Here is an 18498-nt window from a genome sequence, read left to right as displayed (position 1 = left end):
TCCGCACGTTCACTGCAACAGATCATCCGCGGAGAGAACCCCTCACCCGGCTTCGCTTATCGCGAAGCCACCCTCTCCCACAAGGGGCCACAACGGGAGAGGGTGCACTGTCCGCCCCTCACTTGAACCAGTGCACCAACGCGATGCTGATCCCGAGCAGCAGCATCAGCGACAGTGTCACCGCGGCCGTCACCCGGCCGCCGACATTGGCGAGCACGCGCACGTCGACACCTAAGCCTAGCGCGGCCATCGACACCACCGTGAGGAAACTCGTGATCTTCGTCACGGGTCCGATCACCGTGGCAGGCACAATCTCGAGCGAGCGCAATGTCGCAAGCACGAGGAAGCCCAGGATGAACCAGGGCACCAGGCGGAAGAAGCCGACATTGGCCTTCTTCGCGCCGCTTTGCCAGCGCGAGGCGACCAGCGAGAGGCCGACGACGACGGGCCCGAGCATGAGCACGCGCATCAGCTTGACCAGCGTGCCGATCTGCGTGCTGACGAGCCCCGCCGGCACCGTTGCGGCTAGCACTTGCGGGACCGCGTAGACGGTGAGGCCTGCGAGGATGCCGTATTGCGTGGCGGACAGTTGCAGCAGCGGAATCAGCAGCGGCAGCCCCAGCACCATCATGACGCCGAGGATCGCGGTGAAGGAGATCGAGGATGCGATCTCGTCGTTGTTCGCACCGATGATCGGCGCCACCGCCGCGATCGCCGAATTGCCGCAGATAGAGTTGCCGCAGGCGATCAGGATCGACAGCCGCGTCGACAGGCCGAGCATCCGGCTCAGCCCAAATGAAACGCAGAGCGCGACCATGACGACCGCTGCGATGGAGGCGAGCAGCGCAACGCCTGAGGCGGCGATCGCCGCAAAGCTGATGGAGGCGCCGAGCAGCATGACAGCGACTTCGAGCAGCTGCTTGGCGCTGAAGGCGATGCCGGACTGCCAGCGCGGCGCGGGCTTCCAGAAGCTGCGCAGGGCCATGCCGAGCAGGATCGCCATCACCAGCGCCTCGACATAGGGATGCTCGAACACGCCGAGCTCCGCCCGCTCGAGCAGGGCCGAGACGCCGGCTACGGCGATGCAGAGGAGAATGCCCGGAATCAGCGCGGCAATGCGGCTTGCGGCGGTGGTCGGCTTGGCGTCGGCCGAACTGGATGCTTGATTCTGCGACACAAATCTCTCCCGGAGGAGAAGGATTTATACGCAGGCTCGCTCGTTTGGGGAATAAGTTTTCGACATATCAGGGCCGAGGGAAGTTCTGTCCTCAGGCCGAGATCGGGCTTAGAAGATCAGGCTCTTTGCGAGCGAGGCCACGCGGCTGAAGCCGTCATAGACGCCGGGCTCGAAGAAGGCCGCACGCGCCAGCACGATCCCCGCCACCAGCGACCAGAACAGGCCGGTGCCGGCCCGCAGCAGGAGTTTTGACGCGCGCGACTGCGGCTGGGTGTCCGTCGCGGACACCAGGCGCTCGCCGAAGGGCTCAAATCCAGTGCGTTCCATATGCGTAGCCAATCCATCAATCTGTGACCGAAATGTCGTCGTTTCGGCCCCAAACGGCAATGGAAGCGATTGGCTTTTTCTCGCCCTGGAGGGGAAACTCCTTCCGCCGGGGCGATCCGAGGCAATAGTTTTCTTCTTTTGACCGCCTTTGGCGGCCCGGAGCTCCGGCTACAGCGCCAGATAACGGCGGCGGATCGCGTCGTTGGCCTTCAGCTCATCGATCCCGGCGGCATAGACGATCTGCCCCTTGTCGATCACCGTGGCGTGGCTCGCAAGGCCCAGGCAGAAATGCATGTTCTGCTCGGCAATCAGCACGGTCGATCCGATGCTGCGCAGCTGCCGCAGAAGTTCGCCGATCCGCTGAACGATGATCGGCGCGAGCCCCTCGCTCGGCTCGTCCAGCAGGAGCAGCGCCGGATTGCCCATCAGCGTGCGCGCGATCGCGAGCATCTGCTGCTCGCCGCCCGAGAGGCGGCCCGCAATGCGATGGCGCAAGGGCTCAAGCAGCGGGAAGACGTCGTAGATGCGCTTGATCGGCCATTCGTCCTGGCCGTCGGGCCCGCGCTTCCTGCCGATGACGAGATTGTCCTCGACCGTGTGCTCCGGAAAGATCTGGCGGTCCTCCGGCACGAAGCCGAGGCCGGCGCGCGCGATCGCATGCGGCTTGAGGCCGGAGATCACAGCACCGCGCAGGCTGACCTTGCCGCGCCGTGGCGGTGCCAGTCCCATGATCGCCTTCATGGTGGTGGACTTGCCAGCGCCGTTGCGCCCGAGAAGCGCCATGGTTTCGCCCTGCCGCACGGCGAGGGCGACGCCGAACAGGATCTGGCTGGTGCCGTAATAGACGTCGAGATCGGCGACTTCGATGATTGCGGCACTCATGCAGCGGCTCCCGCATGTTCAGTGCCGAGATAGGCCTCAATGACGGCGCTGTTGTTGCGGATCTCGTCCGGCGTTCCGGTCGCAAGGATACGGCCATAACAGAGCACGACGATCTTCGGCGCGATCTTGAACACGATGTCCATGTCGTGTTCGATGAACACGACCGTGATTTTCTGCGCCTCCCAGAGCTCGCGCACCTTGTCGATCATGCGCCAACGCTCTTCTGGGCCCATGCCGGCCGTCGGCTCGTCCAGCAGCAGAACTTTCGGTTGGAGCACCAGCGCCAGCGCGATATCGAGCAGCTTCTGGTCGCCATGCGAGAGCGTTGCGGCGGTGCGGTTGCGCTTGCCGGCCAAGCCCAGCAGCTCCATCACATGCTCGGCGCGGTCGCGCGTCTCGGGCAAGGGGAAGCGCTTGTGCAGCACCGCGGAAGAGCGCTGGTCGGCGCTCACGGCGGCAAGCATGGTCTCCTGCACCGTGAGCGATTTGAAGATGCTGGCAACCTGGAACGCGCGGCCGATGCCATGACGGACGATCTCCGGCGGCGAGCACCCGGCGAGATCGACGCCGTCGAGCAGGACCTGGCCCGAGTCCGGCTTCAGCGCGCCGGTGATCAGGTTGAAGAAGGTGCTCTTGCCCGCACCGTTCGGGCCGATCACGGCGGTGAGCGAGCCGTCGGGGAAATCGAGCGTGACGTCGTTGGTCGCCTTCACGCCGCCGAAGGATTTCGCGAGCTTGCGGATCTCAAGCATCGCTAGCGCCCCCCGCCTGCATCGCGCCGGTGCGCGAACCATTCGGCGACGAAATCCAGCAGGCCTTTGCGCAGGCCGAGCGCGAAGAACAGGATGACCACGCCGAGCACGATGCCGTGGTACTCGGTGTACCGCGTGACGGTGTCGTTGAGCAGCAGCAGCAGCACGGTGCCGACCATCGGCCCCAGGAAGGTCGAGACGCCACCGAGCATGTTGATGAAGATGCCCTCGCCCGAAATGGTCCAGTAGGCGAATTCCGGATAGGCACCGGAGACGAACAACGCCATCACCATGCCGCCCATCGACGCAAACAGCGCCGCCAGCACGAAGACGGTGAGTTTTGCGCGCCAGACATCGATGCCGAGGAAGCTCGCGCGCGCGGCGTTGTCGCGGATCATGCGCAGCGTGTAGCCGAACGGCGATTGCGCGATCTGGCGCATCGCGAGCAGGCCGAGGATCAGCAGCGCGCAGCTCGCAACATAGAGATGAACGTGGTTGGCAAGATCGATGCCGAGGAACGCCGGCCGCGGAATGCCACCGCGCAGGCCCTGGTCACCGCCGGTGAAGGAGGCCCAGGACAGGATAGTCGAGTGGATCAGCATCTGGAAGGCGAGCGTGACGAAGGCGAAGTAGATGTCCTTCAGCCGTACGCAGATCGCACCGATAACGGCGGCGATTACCGCGGTGATCGCGAGCGTCGCGACGAAGGCCACCGGGATCGGCAAGCCGAGCCGCTGCATGATCAGACCAAAACCGTAGGCGCCGAGGCCGAAGAACATGCCGTGGCCGAACGAGGTCAGGCCGGTGTAGCCGACCAGCAGGTTGAGCGAGGTCGCGAACAGGCCGTAGGCCGAGCAGCGGATGACGAAATCGAGCAGCGCCTTGCTGCCGGTGAACATCGGCAGGCTCGCCAGCACGACGAAGGCGATCAGCGCGATCAGGACGTCGCGATAGCGTTGCAGCACCGCGCCGTTGCGCACCGGCGCCAGCCTCTCGGCGCGTCCGGCTTCGAGCTCGGTCATGCCGCCTCCTTGCCGAACAGGCCGGTGGGCTTCGAGACCAGCACGATCACCATGAACAGATACATCAGGCCTTCCGTGAACAGGGGAAAGCCGAGCGAGCCGAACGAACGGATCAGGCCGATCAGCAGTGCGCCGACGAGAGCGCCGAGGATCGAGCCCATACCGCCGATCACGGTGACGATGAAGGATTCGATCAGCACCGAAAATCCCATGCCGGGGGTCAGCGACCGCACGGGCGCCGCGAGCGCGCCGGCAAGGCCGGCCAGCATGCCGCCGAGCGCGAATACCCCGCCATAGATCAGCCCGGTGTTGATGCCGAGCGCGGACACCATGCCCGGATTATGCGCGGCCGCGCGGATCACCTTGCCGATGCGGCTGCGCGACAGGCCAAGGCCAAGCACGACGGCGACCGCAAGCGCGACGCCGATCAGCAGCAGATAATAAGGCGGCACCACGCCGCCGGCGATGAACAGCGGCATCACCTGGAACGCCGCCGGCATGCCCATCGACTTGAATTCCGGTCCCCAGATCAGCCGCACGACGTCGTCGAAAATCAGCACGAAGGCGTAGCAGACCAGGAGCTGCATCAGCACGTCGGCGCCATAGACGCGGCTCATAAACACGCGCTCGAACACCAGGCCGAGAATCGCGGTGCCGGCCGCACCGCAGACCATCGCCAGCGCAAAGCTGCCGGTGAGCTGATAGGCCGTCATCGCAAAATAGGCGCCGAACATATAGAAGGCGCCGTGGCTGAAATTGACGATCTTGAGCACGCCGAAGATCAGCGTCAGCCCGACCGCGACCAGGAACAGCAACATGCCGATGATGAGCCCGCTGGTGGTTTGCGTCACCAGGCAGGAGGAACTGGAGAGGCAGCCGGCAAGCGCGTCGAGATCCACGGGAGCACTTTCATTGCGTCGCACCGAGCCCGGCGCGGAAAACCAAACGAAACCGGCGGAGACGGTCAGCCGTCTCCGCCTTGCGCGTGATCAGGTGTAGCCCTTGCTCTTCTTCCACTCGGCTTCGAGCTCGAGAATGGTCTTCCAGTCGCCGGCCTTGACCTCCGGCACATAAGGCTCTTGCGGGATCGTGGTGCCCCAACCGATCGCGTACCCGATTAGGGTCTGGTCCTCGCCGCGCATGGTCACGGTGCCGTCGGCGCCGAAGGGACATTTGATGGTCAATCCGCGCATGACTTCGGCAAGCTTCTTGCCGTCGGCCGAGTTGGCCTTCTTCGCGGCTTCCGCCATCAGCATCACGGCGGTGGCGTTCTCCCACGACCAGTTGGTTGGGTACTCGCTGTACTTGGCCTTGTAGGCATCGCCCCACGCAGCATTCTCCGGCGTCGCCGGAAATGTCTTGATGTAGCGATTGCCGGAGTGAATGCCCTTCGGCAGGTTCTTCACCACCGTGAGCGCGGTGTAGTCGGCCATGTTGACCGCGAACACCTCCATCTGGCCGAACATCGCGTAGATGTTGGCCTGATCGATGTAGGAGGTGAGATCACCGCCCCAGAGGCAGGAGTAGAGCGCCTGCGGCTTCGCCTGCAGGATCTTGGTCACGACCTCGGTGTAGTCGGGCTGGAACAGCTTTGGCCAGGACTCGCTGATGATCTCGACGTCGGGCGCAAAGCGCTTGAGATACAGAGTGAACTCTCCCGTGGTGTCGCGGCCATAGGCGTAGTCCGGCGAGCAAGTCGCCCATTTCTTCAGGCCTTTTGTCTTGGCGATCGCCGCCGCATAGCTGCCGCCGACGATGGAGTCGTGCACGCCCTGTCGCGCAGTACGGAAGGCGTTCGGGATGTGCTGCTTCGGATCGGCCGTCAGCGCCGAGGTTTCCGAATTGGTGTGGATGCAGAATACGCCGAGGTCGCGTGCGACCTCGTGCACCGCGAACGCGCCGGACGACGCTTCGGCATCGATCATGAGCTCGCAGCCGTCGGTGTTGACGAGCTCGCGTGCGACGCGGGCGGCTTCCTGCGGCTGGCCCTTGGAGTCGCGGGTCACCATCTCGATCTGCCGGCCGGCGAGGCCGCCGGCGGCGTTGACCTTCTCGACCTCGAGCATCACCGCATTGCGCGACGACGTGCCGAGCTGTGCCACACGGCCCGACAGAATCGTCGGCATGCCGATCCTGATGGTCTTGGCTTGCGCGCGCGCCACCCATGGCGCGGCAACACTCATCGCACCGGCGCCCATCAGCGCCAGCGTTGAACGGCGGCTGATGCCCGGCGTGCGGGTTCTCGTCATGTTTTCCCTCCCTCTGTCGGGTCGGCGTTCCCTGATTCCTGCCGGAGATCGTTTCGTCTCCGTGTTCCCGAGGATTTCAGAGGCGGGGGGTGACGTCAAGCCAAAGATGAATTATGAGTCATAATTCATCTTGGAGGAAACGGCGCCGGCAACCGGCCCGAAAACTGCGCAATGATCAATTTGTCGAGCTTCATCGCCTTTTATGCCCGGCGCACGCCGGACCGGCCTGCGCTGAAATACCGCGGCGAGGAGATCTCCTACGCGGTCTTCGACGCGCGCATTCGAAACGTCGCCGGCTGGCTCGCCGCGCAGGGCATCGGCGCCGGCGATGTCGTGGCTGTGTTGATGAAGAACAGCGCGGCGTTCCTTGAGCTGGTGTTCGCCACCAGCCATCTCGGCGCGGTGTTCTTGCCGATCAACTTCCGCCTCTCGCGCGATGAGGTCGGCTACATTGCCGGCAATGCCGGCGCGCGGCTGTTGATCACCGATGAGGAATTGGCAGCGAATGCCGCAGGCGCGCAAGTCGCCGTGCTCGACGAGGCCGCGCAGCAGAGCGTCACACGCCTAGCTGGCGACGTGTCGCCCGCGCCGATGCATGTACGCCGGCCGTCCGACCTGATGCGGCTGATGTACACCTCGGGCACGACCGACCGCCCCAAGGGCGTGATGCTTACTTACGATAATTTCTACTGGAAGTCGGCCGACCAGACGATTGCGCTGGGCCTGAGCGCCGAGACGCGCCTCCTCGTCGTCGGGCCGCTCTATCACGTCGGCGCGCTCGACCTGCCCGGCATCGCCGTGCTCTGGCATGGTGGCTTCATCTCGATCCAGCGCAATTTCGAGCCGGAGACTGCGCTTTCCGTGATCGCCGAGGACAAAATCAACGCGGCGTGGTTTGCGCCTGTCATGACCACCGCAATGCTCACGTGCCCCACCCGCGGCCGCTACGATGTCTCCAGCCTGAAATGGGCGATTGGCGGCGGTGAGAAGACGCCGGAGGGGCGCATCCGCGCCTTCTCGGAGTTCTTCCGCAATGCGCGCTACATCGACGCTTATGGCCTCACCGAAACCGTCGGCGGCGACACCTTCATGGAGGCCGGCCGCGAGATCGAGAAGATCGGCTCGACCGGCCGCGCCATCGCCCACGTGGAGATTGAAATCCGCGACGACGCCGGCAAAACGCTACCTCCGAACGTCGACGGTGAGATCTGCTTGCGCGGGCCAAAAATCACGCGCGGCTATTGGAGGGATCCGGAGAAGACGGCGGCTGCCTTCTTCGGCGACTGGTTCCGCAGCGGCGACGTCGGCTATCTCGACGAGGAAGGCTTTCTGTTTCTGACCGACCGCAAGAAGGACATGATCATCTCCGGCGGTGAGAACATCGCCTCCTCCGAGGTCGAGCGCGTCATCTACGAGCTATCAGGGGTGCGCGAGGTCGCCGTGATCGGCCTGCGCGATGCGCGCTGGGGCGAGCGACCGGTCGCGATCGTCGTGCTGTCCGAAGGCGCTACGCTCGAGCTCCCTGCCCTCACCGAGCACTGCCGCGCGCGGCTTGCGAGCTTCAAGGTGCCGAAGCAGCTCGTCATCCGCGACAGCCTGCCGCGCAACCCGAGCGGAAAGATCCTCAAACGCGTACTTCGCGCCGAGCTGGAGACTTCTGAATGACGCAAGCAGACGCCACGGCCAAGGTGACGAAGCTCAACCGCGTCGAGCGCAACGCCTGGACCAAGCAGAAGATTTTTGATGCCGCGACCAGGGTCGTCGGCAAGTATGGCTATGCCGAAGCCTCCGTCGCCCGCATCACCGAACAGGCCGGCGTCGCCCAAGGCACCTTCTACAATCATTTCGAGAACCGCCAGGAGCTGCTCGACCAGCTTCTGCCGAAAATCGGTCTCGACATGGTCGAATTCATCCGCGCCCGCACCGGCACCGAGAATGCGGCGCGCCAGGAAATCGAGCGCTTCTCCGCCTTCTTCGACTTCATTCGCGAGGTGCCGGAATTCTTGCGCATCCTCAACGAGGCAGAGTTCTTTGCGCCAATCGGCTACCAGAAGCATCTGGACAACATCTCGACCGCCTATGTCCGCATCCTGCGCCGCGCCCGGCTTGCCGGCGACATCGACGACTACAGCGACGAGGAGTTCGAGGCGATCGTCCACATGCTGATGGGCTCGCGGGGCTATCTCAGCCGCCGCTACTCCTATTCGGCCGACGGCGTCACCGCCGTGCCCGACCACGTCATCTCCGCCTATCGCAAGCTGATGACGCGCGGCCTCTTCAACGCATCCGGAGATCAGGAAACGCCATGAACATCGAATCTCCACGCAAGCCGCTCGACCTCGCCTCGACGATCGCCGAAGGCGATATCCGCTGCCTCCTGATGGTGCTGGTGCACATGACTGGCGATGAGCGGTGGCTCGAGCCGCCCTATTTGCCCAAGCGCGACATCCGCCTCATTCCCGATCCCGAGGCCGGGGTGCCGAAGGAGGTGCAGGACGAAATCCGCGCCGCTGTCGTCAACCTCTTTATCAAGGGCACACCCAAGCCTGTTATCACCGATCCCGGCGAGGAGCTGCTTCTGAAGATGATGCGCGCCTGCCTTGGCGAGAATGTCACGCCGGAATATGCGCCGCTGATGCGCGAGGAGATGGGGTTTGTGCCGCGCGAGGCTCGCTGGAGCGAGCCCCCCTCGAACGACAAACTCGCGCAGCAACATGTGCTGATCGTCGGCGCCGGCGTCTGCGCCATCGCGCTCGGCATGGCGCTCGGACATCTCGGCATCCCCTACACCATCGTCGAGAAGAACGACGAACTCGGCGGCACCTGGTGGATCAACCGCTATCCCGGCTGCGGCGTCGACACGCCGAACCACTCCTATTCCTATTCCTTCGGCTCGCACAACGAATGGACACGATATTTCTGCCAGCGCGAAGAGCTGCTCGGATATTTGCAGAAGGTCGCCGAGGAATACGGCATCCGCAAGCATCTGCGCGTCAACACCGAGCTGACCTCAGCGCGCTGGGACGAAGGCAAGCGGCGCTGGATCTCGACACTGAAGACGAAGAACGGCGAAGAGACCTTCGAATCCACCGCTCTAGTGTCCGCCATCGGCCAACTCAACGATCCCTCCCGCGCCCGCTTCAAGGGTGAGGAGGATTACAAGGGAATGATCCTGCATTCGGCGGCGTGGTCCGATGACATCAAGTTCGACGGCAAACATGTCGTCGTGATCGGCACCGGCGCCACCGCGATGCAGCTCGTGCCGGCAATCGCAGGCCGCGTCGCTTCCGTCACGGTCTACCAGCGCAGTGCGCAATGGGCGCGGCCGGTGCAGGGCTATGCCGATCCGATCAGCGAGGGCGCGCGCTGGCTGCTCGCGCATCTGCCGTTTTATGTGCAGTGGTATCGCTTCAACATGTTCTGGCGCTATGGCGACGGGCTCTTGCCGTTCCTGCGCAAGGACCCGGCCTGGCCGCATCCCGAGCGCGCCGTCAACAAAGGCAACGACCGGCATCGCCAGGAATTGACCGACTTCATCCTCACCGAACTGAAGGACCGGCCTGACCTGATCGCGAAATGCGTGCCGACCTACCCGCCCTATGGCAAGCGCATCCTGCTCGACAACAACTGGTTCAAGACGTTGACGCGGCCCAATGTCGAGCTCGTCACCGACACCATCGACCATTTCGACCAGGACGGCATCGTGACCACGGATGGCGAACACCGTCCCGCCGACATCATCGTGATCGCGACCGGCTTCAAGGTCACGGAGATGGCGGCGCGCCTCAACATCAGCGGTCGTGACGGCAAAGACCTGCGCGAGGCCTGGGGCAACGACAACCCGACCGCATTCCTCGGCCTCACCGTGCCCGATTTCCCCAACTTTTTCTGCATGCTGGGTCCGAACTCGGGGCCTGCCCACGGCGGCAGCGTCATCTTCCAGTCGGAATGCCAGAGCCGCTACATCTCCGCCTGTCTGGTCGACATGATCGAGCACGACGTCGCCGCGATCGACGTCCGCCATGATGTGCTCGATGATTATGTCCAAAGGGTCGATGCCGAGCACGAGACCATGATCTGGACCCATCCGGGCATGACGACGTACTATCGCAACAGCAGCGGCCGCGTGTTCTCGGCAATGCCCTGGCGGTTCGTGGATTACTGGCGGATGACGCATGACCCAGATCTGGGGCAGTACAGACTGACGAAGGCGTAGGGGAGCTCGCCATGCCCAAGCCGCGCGTCCGCGTCTACACCGACTACAAGAGCCCCTACGCGTTCGTTGCCAACAAGCGCCTGTTCGCGCTCGAGGAAACGCACGGCGTCGAGCTGGATTGGCTGCCCTACACGCTGCGCGTCGCCGAATTCATGGGCACGGTCGAGGAGCGCACGCCGCATTTCTGGCGCAAGGTGCGCTACGCCTATATGGATGCGCGGCGCTATGCCAATGTCCAAGGGCTCGTCATGAAGGGACCGCGGCGGATCTACGACGCCTTCTATTCGAGCGTCGGCATGCTGTTCGCGCAAGCCCACGGCTTCTTCCGCCCCTACCACGACACGGTGTTTCGCCGCTTCTGGAGCCATGAGCTCGAGATCGACGATCTCGCTGAGATCACGGGCGTCATTACCGCGTGCGGCGGATCGGCCAGCGCGTTCGAATCCTACGTTCACGGCCCCGCGCGCGCCGAGCACGACCGCATCATCGACGAGGCCGAGGCGCTCGGCGTGTTCGGCGTGCCGACCATGGTGTTCAACGGCGAGCTGTTCTGGGGCGGCGATCGCATCGATATGCTGATCGAGCGCATCGAGAAGCCCGAGACCATCGAAGCCGCGCTCGGCAGCCGCTACCGTAAGCCCGCCTAGCGGCGCGCTCAGGCCGCGAGCCCGCTCTCCACCGGCGCGAATTCGAGCCCGAGACTTTCCGCCACCGCTTTGTTGGTGATGCGGCCGCGATGAACATTGAGCCCGTTGCGCAGATGCAGATTTTCCAGCACCGCTGCAAAACCTTTGTTCGCGAGCATCAATCCGAACGGTAGCGTCGCGTTGTTCAGTGCCTGGCTCGACGTCACCGGCACCGCGCCCGGCATGTTGGCGACGCAATAATGCACGACGCCGTCAACCTCGTAGGTCGGATCAGTGTGCGTGGTCGGGTGCGAGGTCTCGAAGCAGCCGCCCTGGTCGATCGCGACATCGACCAGCACCGCGCCCGGCCGCATCGACTTGAGCATCGCGCGCGTGACGAGTTTCGGTGCGCTCGCGCCCGGCACCAGCACCGCGCCGATCACGACGTCGGCGGTGAACACTTCGTCTTCAACAGCCTCTATCGTTGAGAAGCGTGTCCGCACCCGTCCTGCGAAGAGATCATCGAGCTCGCGCAGCCTCGGCAACGAGCGGTCGATCACGGTGACTTCCGCGCCGAGCCCTGCCGCCATGCGCGCGGCCTGCGTTCCCACCACGCCGCCGCCGAGCACGACGACGCGCGCCGGCTGCACGCCGGGGACGCCGCCCAGCAGCAGCCCGCGACCGCCAGCCGAGCGCCTGAGCGCGGCGCCGGCGGCCTCGATGGCGAGGCGGCCGGCGACTTCACTCATTGGCGCGAGCAGGGGGAGCTGACCTTTCGCGTCGGTGACGGTTTCATAGGCGATCGCGGTGCAGCCAGAAGCGAGCAAGCCCTTGGCCTGTTCGGGATCCGGCGCGAGGTGGAGATAAGTAAACAGAATCTGGCTTTCGCGGAGTTGAGCCCATTCGCTCTTCTGCGGTTCCTTCACCTTCACGATCATGTCGGACTCGGCGAAGACGTCGCTGGCGTTGCCTGCAATCGCGGCCCCTGCCCGCCGATAGACCTCGTCCGGAGCGCCGATGCCGCTGCCGGCGCCGGTCTCGACCGTCACCTGGTGCCCGGCCGCAACATATTCGCGGACCGCACCCGGCGTGAGCCCGACGCGATATTCCTGCTCCTTGATCTCCCTGGGCACACCGACGCGCATCTCGAGCTCCTTCCGACGCCTTGATTCACGTGGATATCGTATCGATCGGACCGGTTTGGTTTCGTGCAAATATCCGCTAGTTTCATCCTCCCGGCGCCGGTTTCCGGCGTCGATCCGCCCTTTCACGCTGGAAACGAAACCTTGGCCCTCGACCGGAAAGATCTCGCCATCCTCGCGGAACTCACGACCAATGCGCGGGCCAGCCACACTGAGCTTGCCAACAAGGTCGGCCTGTCGAGCACGGCGCTGGCGCGGCGGCAGAAGGCGCTGGAGGACGACGGCTACATCCAGGCCTATCAGGCGGCGCTGGACCTCGCGCAGTTCGGCCTCACCACGACGGTGCTGGTCCGCATCGCGTTGGAAAGCCAAAGCGATGAGGCGCTGAAGGCATTCGAGGCGGAGGTGGTGAAATGCCCTTCCGTGGTGCGCTGCTTCCTGATGTCGGGCACCGACGACTACATCCTGATCGTGCTTGCCCGCGACATCCAGGATTTCGAGCGCATCCACCGCACCGAACTGTCGCGGCTGCCGCGGGTGGCGCGGGTGCAGTCGAGCTTCGCGCTGCGCGATGTCATCAACCGCGCCGTGCCGACCGTGGTGTTCGGCGAGGCGAAACGCTGACCGCTCTCAGCGGATAGGAAAACCCTCGGGAACCAAGCGACCGGTCGTCCGTTGGCGCTATTGGCCAGCGGAGGCGACGCGCCCTCGCGTCAGCACGCCTGACTTCTCAGCTCGGCCTCCGTCGCAGGGAACAAGAGCCCCTCAGGGAAAAAGATATGGCCGATGTCACAAATCAGATCCCCGAACGCATTCCGATCGATCTTGTCGTCAATGGCGTCAGGCGCACGCTCGACCTGGTGCCCTGGACCACGCTCCTGGACGCCCTGCGTGACCATCTTGGGCTGACCGGCACCAAGAAGGGCTGCGATCATGGTCAGTGCGGCGCTTGCACCGTGCTGGTGGATGGCCGGCGCGTCAATTCCTGCCTGACGCTCGCCGTCATGAAGCACGGCGCCGAGATCACGACGGTCGAAGGTCTTGCCAAGGATGGCACGCTGCATCCCCTGCAACAGGCCTTCATCGATCACGATGCCTTCCAGTGCGGCTATTGCACGCCGGGACAGATTTGTTCGGCGGCCGGCCTGCTCGCCGAAGGCCGCGCCGGGGATGCCGACGAGATCCGGGAGCTGATGAGCGGAAATCTCTGCCGCTGCGGCGCCTATCCGAACATCGTCGCCGCCATCGAGCAGGCAATGGGGCGGCCATGATCAACTTCCAGTACGCGCGCGCCGCCGACGTCGCCGACGCGATCCGCTTGCTCGCCGCCAATCCCGACGCCAGGCTCATCGCCGGCGGTACCAATCTGATCGATCTGATGAAGGAGAATGTCGAACGTCCCTCCCGGCTGATCGACATTTCCCGCCTGCCGCTGCGCAAGGTCGAGGAGACCGCCGACGGCGGCCTGCGCATCGGTGCCTTGGTGCCGAACTCGGACCTCGCCTACCATCCGCTGATCGAGCAGCGTTATCCCGTGCTCGCCAGCGCCATCCTGGCCGGCGCCTCGGCCCAATTACGCAACATGGCCTCCGTCGGCGGCAATCTGATGCAGCGAACGCGTTGCGCCTATTTCTATGACACGGCCACGCCCTGCAACAAGCGAGATCCGGGCAACGGCTGCTCGGCGATCGACGGCCTCAACCGCAATCATGCGATCCTGGGTACGAGCGCCTCCTGCATCGCGACCAACCCGTCCGACATGAGCGTGGCGCTTGCCGCGCTCGGCGCGCTGGTGCACATCGCGGGCCGCTCCGGCGAGCGCACCATCGCTCTGACCGATTTCCATCGACTTCCCGGCGACACGCCTCATGTCGAAACCAATCTCGGCACCGGCGAAATCATCACGGCGATCGAACTGCCGCCGCGCGGCTTTGCCCAAAACTACAGCTATCTGAAGATCCGCGACCGGCTATCTTATGCCTTTGCCCTGGTCTCGGTCGCGGCCGCGCTCGAACTGGAGGGCAACACCATCACCGAGGCGCGCGTGGCGCTCGGCGGCGTGGCTCACAAGCCCTGGCGCAGCCTCGAAGCTGAATCAGCGTTGCGCGGCCAGGCGGCAACTGTGGATCATTTCTCGCGCGCTGCGGATCTGCTGCTACAGGGAGCAACGGCCCGTTCGCATAACGGCTTCAAGATCGAACTCGCGCGCCGCGCCATCGTGCGGGCGCTGACGCAGGCCGCAGGCGCCACGCCGCAATCGCAAGCCCACAAGAAGATCGCGTGAGGGATCGATGAACGCCTATATCGGAACGCCAACGTCGCGCGTCGACGGACGGGCCAAGGTCACCGGAGCCGCCAAATATGCCGGCGAATTCCCGGCCGACGGGCTGGTTCATGGTTTCGTCGTCGAGGCCACCATTTCTCGCGGACGCATTGCCCGCATCGACACCAGCGCAGCGCTGAGGGTGAAGAGCGTGCTCGACGTGCTCACGCACGCGAACCGCCCACCGCTCGCCGACAAAGACGAGGCCTGGAAGGACGAGGTGGCCCCGGAGGGTTCGCCTTTCCGTCCACTCTACGACGACACGATCAAGTTCAACGGCCAGCCGATCGCATTGGTCGTGGCGGAGGACTGGGAAACCGCGAAATTCGCCGCAACGCTCGTGCGGGTCGAGTATGAGCAGCAGGAATTTGTAACCGATCTTGAATCGGAGCACGGCCGCGCCGCTGAAATGGACAAACCGCACAAGCCGCGCGGCGACGCCGCAGGAGCCCTTGCCGGAGCAGCCGTGCGCCACGAGGCGGACTACGTCATTCCAACCGAGCATCATAACCCGATGGAGCTCTATGCGACCACGGCGGTCTGGGACAGCAATGGCAAGCTCACGGTCTACGACAAGACGCAAGGCGTCCAGAACGTCCACAAATTTCTCTGCGGTGTGTTCGACAAGAAGCCGGATGACATCCGCGTGGTCTCGCCCTATGTCGGCGGCGCCTTCGGCTCCGGCCTGCGGCCGCAATATCAGGTGGTGCTGGCAACGCTTGGTGCGATCGCCCTGAAGCGGCCCGTTCGCGTCGTGCTGACGCGGCGGCAGATGTACGGGCTCGGCTACCGGCCGATGACGATCGAGCGGGTCGGGCTCGGCGCGAAGCCCGACGGCACGCTCGACGCCGCCACACACGAGGCCACCGCCATCACCTCACGCTACGAGGACTTTTCGCGTAACGACGCCGGCTGGGCCGACCAGCTCTATCGAAGCCCGAACACGCGTTTCACGCACAAGCTCGTCCGCCTCGACCTCCCCACCCCCTGCGACATGCGCGCGCCGGGGGCGGCTTCCGGCGTCTGCGCGCTCGAATGCGCCATGGACGAGCTGGCCGTCGCGCTCAAGCTGGACCCCGTCGAACTGCGGCTGAAGTGCTATTCGGATCGCGACCAGAGCGAAAACCTGCCCTACACCAGCAAGCAGCTGCGCGAATGCTATGCCCGCGGCGCGGACGCCTTCGGCTGGAGCAGACGCAATCCTGCGCCGCGCTCGATGTGCGACGGCAAGGAGCTGGTCGGCTGGGGCATGGCCACGGGCGTGTGGGAAGCGCTCCAGATGCCGGTCGCGGTCCGTATCGTGCTGACGTCGAACGGTCATGCCGAGGTGTCTTGCGCCGCGTCCGACATCGGCACCGGCACTTACACCATCGTGGCGCAGGTCGCGGCCGATGCGCTCGGCCTGCCGATCGAAAACATTAGCGTCCGGCTTGCCGATTCCACTCTGCCGCAGGCGCCGGTCGAAGGCGGCTCCTGGATGGCCGCATCGAGCGCTCATGCGGTGCTCGCAGCCGCCGAGGAGGTGCGCAAGGAACTCGTACGCCTGGCGAAGAAAATGCATGGCTCGCCACTTGGCGATGCCGAGGCGGCCGATACGGTCCTGATCGACGGCAGCATTGCCAGGACCAGCGACAACAGCCGCGCGGTCTCGATCGCCGACGCGATGCGCCACGGCAACGTCGAACGCATCGAGAAGGAAAAGCTCAACCAGTTCGATGAAGACAAGAAGCACGCGCGCAATACCCATTCCGCGGTGTTCGCCGAGGTGAAGGTGGACGAGCAGCTCGGCGTCATCCGCGTGACCCGGATGGTCAGTGCGGTCGCGGCCGGGCGAATCTTGAACACGAAGACTGGCCGCAGCCAGATCATGGGCGGCGTGGTCTGGGGAATCGGGATGGCCTTGCACGAGGAGACGGTGATGGACCACCGTTTCGGCAGGATCATGAACGCGAACATCGCCGAGTACCACATCCCCGTGAATGCCGACGTTCACGACATCGACGTGATCTTCGTCGACGAGCCGGACGCGCACATCAACGCGCTCGGCGTCAAGGGACTGGGCGAGATCGGCATCGTCGGCGTCCCCGCGGCGATCGCAAACGCCGTCTACCACGCCACCGGCAAACGCATCCGCCGCTTCCCGATCACGCTGGACAAGCTGCTGGACTGAGGCGGCGGGTCGGAGGACGGCAACAGCTCAAGGACATCAACTATCCTGCCGATCAAGCTGCTCGCAGGCTGCGTCGCTTCCCGCTGTGGTCCATCTGCCCGCATCGCCTTATGGGCGCTGGCGGGAGCGCAGCTCCCGGCCGCTAGGCCTCAGGACGGAAAATCGGCCGGTCTTATCTGAATGCGATCGGCATGCAGCGACCAGTGATGCAACGCCTGGTCCTTACAGAACTTCGCCTTCGCCCGCTCCTTGGCTTCGTCCTCGTCGGAGGCGTCGATCTCGAGCGTACCCTGGCAAACCTCGATCTGCCGGCCGTACTGGCCGAGCACATCCTTCATGAAGCTGACGACATAAGTTGACATGGGACCTCCTGCTCCCCCGGGGCGGCACTCTAATCCCATTTTGCCTGGATGCGGGAGAGGGATTTTGACGCGGATCAAGGTCAGGCGAGCTGCGGTTCCCCCTAGCTCCGTCATTCCGGGGCGGCTCGAAGAGCCGAAGCCGGAATCTTGAGATTCCGGGTTCGATGCTCCGCATCGCCCCGGAATGACGAAGGAGAGGGCTACCCCGGCATCACGCCAAACGCCTGCTTGAAGCGCTCGGCATACACCGGCCAGACCTCGGGATTGATGATACGCGGCGGGCGCTTGCCATCGAGCGTGTCCAGCACCTGCTCGGCGGCGATTTTGCCCATGTTCTGGCGCGCCTCGATCGTGACGCCTGCGGTATGAGGGCTTGCCAGGACGTTGTCGAACTGGAGCAGCGGATGCTCCGGCGGCGGCGGCTCCTTGGACCAGACGTCGAGGCCGGCACCGGCGATGCGCTTGTCGCGTAGCGCCTGGAGCAGCGCGTCCTCGTCGTGGATGAAGCCGCGCGCCGTGGTGATGAAATAGGCATGCGGCTGCATCAGCGCAAATTCGCGCACGCTGATCATGCCGCGGCTGCCCTTGTTGAGCGGACATGAGATCGAGACGAAATCGGCGCGGCGCAGCAGCTCGTCGAGTTCCACCTTCTCGCCACCCCGCTCGGCCATCACTTCAGCCGTAAGATACGGATCGTAGGCCAGCACCTTCATGCCGAGCAGGCCCTTGCACAGCGCGGCGATGCGACGGCCAACGTTGCCGAGCCCGATGATGCCGACGGTCTTGCCCTCGACCTCGTTGCCGACGAGCTCGTTGCGGTTGACGTCGCGCTCCCTGCGAAGGCGGCGGTCGGACTGGATGATGCGCTTGGACAGCGTCAGCATCATCGCCAGCGCATGCTCGGCGACCGAATGGGCATTGCCGCCGGACTGGTTGACCACCAGCACGCCCGCATCCGTGCAGGCCTCGACGTCGACGGGGTCGAACCCCGCGCCATTGCTTGAGACGAGCAGTAGTTTCGGGGTGCGCTCCAGGAAGGCGGCGTCGACATGGAAATGCGGCGCAAGCTCGTCCCGGGCCGCGCCGATCTGATAGACATGCGCCGCGGTGATGATCGGCGCATAAAAGTCCTCAGGGCTCTCGTTCTCGATGCGATCGAGCCGGACGTCGGGCCGCGCCTTCAGGATGTCGATATAGATCGGATTGGCCAGATATTTGACGTAGAAGACGCGCTTGTTGTTGACGGACAT

General features: G+C 64.5%; 18 protein-coding genes. 8 read left to right on the top strand and 10 right to left on the bottom strand.

Features of this window, described 5'->3' with window-relative positions:
* Positions 1-118 precede the first annotated feature (118 nt).
* The 7 genes from IVB18_RS18690 to IVB18_RS18660 all read right to left on the bottom strand — a co-directional run bounded on the left by IVB18_RS18690 (position 119) and on the right by IVB18_RS18660 (position 6409).
* On the bottom strand, positions 119-1177 hold the full coding sequence (locus IVB18_RS18690; RefSeq protein ID WP_247990474.1) for a putative sulfate exporter family transporter: 1059 nt from the start codon (positions 1175-1177) through the stop codon (positions 119-121).
* Positions 1178-1285: 108 nt separating this feature from the next.
* Positions 1286-1504 (bottom strand): hypothetical protein, encoded by a 219-nt coding sequence (locus tag IVB18_RS18685; protein ID WP_247990473.1) that lies wholly within the window; start codon positions 1502-1504, stop codon positions 1286-1288.
* A gap of 168 nt (positions 1505-1672) precedes the next feature.
* The gene (locus IVB18_RS18680) at positions 1673-2386 is read right to left on the bottom strand and encodes an ABC transporter ATP-binding protein (protein WP_247990472.1); all 714 of its coding nucleotides are present in this window, start codon (positions 2384-2386) and stop codon (positions 1673-1675) included.
* A complete protein-coding gene (locus IVB18_RS18675) occupies positions 2383-3138 on the bottom strand; it encodes an ABC transporter ATP-binding protein (protein ID WP_247990471.1) in 756 nt (251 codons plus the stop codon). Before IVB18_RS18675 ends, IVB18_RS18680 begins: the two co-directional genes overlap by 4 nt.
* A 2-nt stretch (positions 3139-3140) precedes the next feature.
* Positions 3141-4160: a branched-chain amino acid ABC transporter permease gene (locus IVB18_RS18670; RefSeq protein WP_247990470.1), complete on the bottom strand. Its 1020-nt coding sequence runs from the start codon at positions 4158-4160 to the stop codon at positions 3141-3143.
* Entirely contained in the window at positions 4157-5059 is a 903-nt protein-coding gene (locus IVB18_RS18665) for a branched-chain amino acid ABC transporter permease (RefSeq protein ID WP_247990469.1), read from the bottom strand. The genes IVB18_RS18670 and IVB18_RS18665 overlap by 4 nt, the downstream gene beginning before the upstream one ends.
* Positions 5060-5149: 90 nt before the next feature.
* Positions 5150-6409 (bottom strand): ABC transporter substrate-binding protein, encoded by a 1260-nt coding sequence (locus IVB18_RS18660; RefSeq protein ID WP_247990468.1) that lies wholly within the window; start codon positions 6407-6409, stop codon positions 5150-5152.
* A gap of 171 nt (positions 6410-6580) precedes the next feature.
* On the opposite strand from IVB18_RS18660, the gene IVB18_RS18655 reads away from it, so the two are divergent.
* The 4 genes from IVB18_RS18655 to IVB18_RS18640 are packed head-to-tail and all read left to right on the top strand — an operon-like array spanning position 6581 to position 11272.
* Complete coding sequence (locus IVB18_RS18655; protein ID WP_247990467.1) at positions 6581-8074, top strand: AMP-binding protein; 1494 nt, start codon at positions 6581-6583, stop codon at positions 8072-8074.
* A complete protein-coding gene (locus IVB18_RS18650) occupies positions 8071-8718 on the top strand; it encodes a TetR/AcrR family transcriptional regulator (protein ID WP_247990466.1) in 648 nt (215 codons plus the stop codon). The genes IVB18_RS18655 and IVB18_RS18650 overlap by 4 nt, the downstream gene beginning before the upstream one ends.
* On the top strand, positions 8715-10625 hold the full coding sequence (locus tag IVB18_RS18645) for an NAD(P)/FAD-dependent oxidoreductase (RefSeq protein WP_247990465.1): 1911 nt from the start codon (positions 8715-8717) through the stop codon (positions 10623-10625). Before IVB18_RS18650 ends, IVB18_RS18645 begins: the two co-directional genes overlap by 4 nt.
* An 11-nt stretch (positions 10626-10636) precedes the next feature.
* Positions 10637-11272, top strand: coding sequence for a DsbA family protein (locus tag IVB18_RS18640; protein ID WP_247990464.1), 636 nt, complete (start codon positions 10637-10639; stop codon positions 11270-11272).
* 8 nt (positions 11273-11280) lie between these two features.
* Here IVB18_RS18640 and ald read toward each other — a convergent pair whose 3' ends face one another.
* The gene (gene ald, locus IVB18_RS18635; protein WP_247990463.1) at positions 11281-12396 is read right to left on the bottom strand and encodes an alanine dehydrogenase; all 1116 of its coding nucleotides are present in this window, start codon (positions 12394-12396) and stop codon (positions 11281-11283) included.
* 141 nt (positions 12397-12537) lie between these two features.
* On the opposite strand from ald, the gene IVB18_RS18630 reads away from it, so the two are divergent.
* From IVB18_RS18630 to IVB18_RS18615, 4 genes are all read left to right on the top strand, one after another.
* Positions 12538-13017: an Lrp/AsnC family transcriptional regulator gene (locus IVB18_RS18630; RefSeq protein ID WP_247990462.1), complete on the top strand. Its 480-nt coding sequence runs from the start codon at positions 12538-12540 to the stop codon at positions 13015-13017.
* A gap of 155 nt (positions 13018-13172) precedes the next feature.
* The gene (locus IVB18_RS18625; RefSeq protein WP_247990461.1) at positions 13173-13664 is read left to right on the top strand and encodes a (2Fe-2S)-binding protein; all 492 of its coding nucleotides are present in this window, start codon (positions 13173-13175) and stop codon (positions 13662-13664) included.
* Positions 13661-14677, top strand: a complete 1017-nt coding sequence (locus IVB18_RS18620) for a xanthine dehydrogenase family protein subunit M (protein WP_247990460.1) — start codon at positions 13661-13663, stop codon at positions 14675-14677. The genes IVB18_RS18625 and IVB18_RS18620 overlap by 4 nt, the downstream gene beginning before the upstream one ends.
* Positions 14678-14684: 7 nt before the next feature.
* Positions 14685-16886: a xanthine dehydrogenase family protein molybdopterin-binding subunit gene (locus IVB18_RS18615; RefSeq protein WP_247990459.1), complete on the top strand. Its 2202-nt coding sequence runs from the start codon at positions 14685-14687 to the stop codon at positions 16884-16886.
* A 149-nt stretch (positions 16887-17035) separates the two neighbouring features.
* On the opposite strand, the gene IVB18_RS18610 is transcribed toward IVB18_RS18615, so the two are convergent.
* Positions 17036-17248, bottom strand: a complete 213-nt coding sequence (locus IVB18_RS18610) for a hypothetical protein (RefSeq protein ID WP_247990458.1) — start codon at positions 17246-17248, stop codon at positions 17036-17038.
* Between the two features lie 200 nt (positions 17249-17448).
* Positions 17449-18498 carry a hydroxyacid dehydrogenase gene (locus IVB18_RS18605; protein WP_247990457.1) on the bottom strand — a complete coding sequence of 350 codons (1050 nt, stop codon included), beginning with the start codon at positions 18496-18498 and terminating at the stop codon, positions 17449-17451.

The organism is Bradyrhizobium sp. 186, from assembly GCF_023101685.1.
GTDB lineage: Bacteria > Pseudomonadota > Alphaproteobacteria > Rhizobiales > Xanthobacteraceae > Bradyrhizobium.
The sequence above is the reverse complement of the archived record's forward strand: the minus strand, read 5'-3'. Positions and strand labels throughout refer to the sequence as shown.

What these genes read in the sequence shown, in the direction of transcription:
- IVB18_RS18685 (WP_247990473.1), bottom strand. Translation starts at nt 1,504, where the DNA reads ATGGAACGCACTGGATTTGAGCCCTTCGGCGAGCGCCTGGTGTCCGCG.
- IVB18_RS18680 (WP_247990472.1), bottom strand. Translation starts at nt 2,386, where the DNA reads ATGAGTGCCGCAATCATCGAAGTCGCCGATCTCGACGTCTATTACGGC.
- IVB18_RS18675 (WP_247990471.1), bottom strand. Translation starts at nt 3,138, where the DNA reads ATGCTTGAGATCCGCAAGCTCGCGAAATCCTTCGGCGGCGTGAAGGCG.
- IVB18_RS18670 (WP_247990470.1), bottom strand. Translation starts at nt 4,160, where the DNA reads ATGACCGAGCTCGAAGCCGGACGCGCCGAGAGGCTGGCGCCGGTGCGC.
- IVB18_RS18660 (WP_247990468.1), bottom strand. Translation starts at nt 6,409, where the DNA reads ATGACGAGAACCCGCACGCCGGGCATCAGCCGCCGTTCAACGCTGGCG.
- IVB18_RS18655 (WP_247990467.1), top strand. Translation starts at nt 6,581, where the DNA reads ATGATCAATTTGTCGAGCTTCATCGCCTTTTATGCCCGGCGCACGCCG.
- IVB18_RS18650 (WP_247990466.1), top strand. Translation starts at nt 8,071, where the DNA reads ATGACGCAAGCAGACGCCACGGCCAAGGTGACGAAGCTCAACCGCGTC.
- IVB18_RS18645 (WP_247990465.1), top strand. Translation starts at nt 8,715, where the DNA reads ATGAACATCGAATCTCCACGCAAGCCGCTCGACCTCGCCTCGACGATC.
- IVB18_RS18640 (WP_247990464.1), top strand. Translation starts at nt 10,637, where the DNA reads ATGCCCAAGCCGCGCGTCCGCGTCTACACCGACTACAAGAGCCCCTAC.
- ald (WP_247990463.1), bottom strand. Translation starts at nt 12,396, where the DNA reads ATGCGCGTCGGTGTGCCCAGGGAGATCAAGGAGCAGGAATATCGCGTC.
- IVB18_RS18625 (WP_247990461.1), top strand. Translation starts at nt 13,173, where the DNA reads ATGGCCGATGTCACAAATCAGATCCCCGAACGCATTCCGATCGATCTT.
- IVB18_RS18620 (WP_247990460.1), top strand. Translation starts at nt 13,661, where the DNA reads ATGATCAACTTCCAGTACGCGCGCGCCGCCGACGTCGCCGACGCGATC.
- IVB18_RS18615 (WP_247990459.1), top strand. Translation starts at nt 14,685, where the DNA reads ATGAACGCCTATATCGGAACGCCAACGTCGCGCGTCGACGGACGGGCC.
- IVB18_RS18610 (WP_247990458.1), bottom strand. Translation starts at nt 17,248, where the DNA reads ATGTCAACTTATGTCGTCAGCTTCATGAAGGATGTGCTCGGCCAGTAC.
- IVB18_RS18605 (WP_247990457.1), bottom strand. Translation starts at nt 18,498, where the DNA reads ATGTCCGTCAACAACAAGCGCGTCTTCTACGTCAAATATCTGGCCAAT.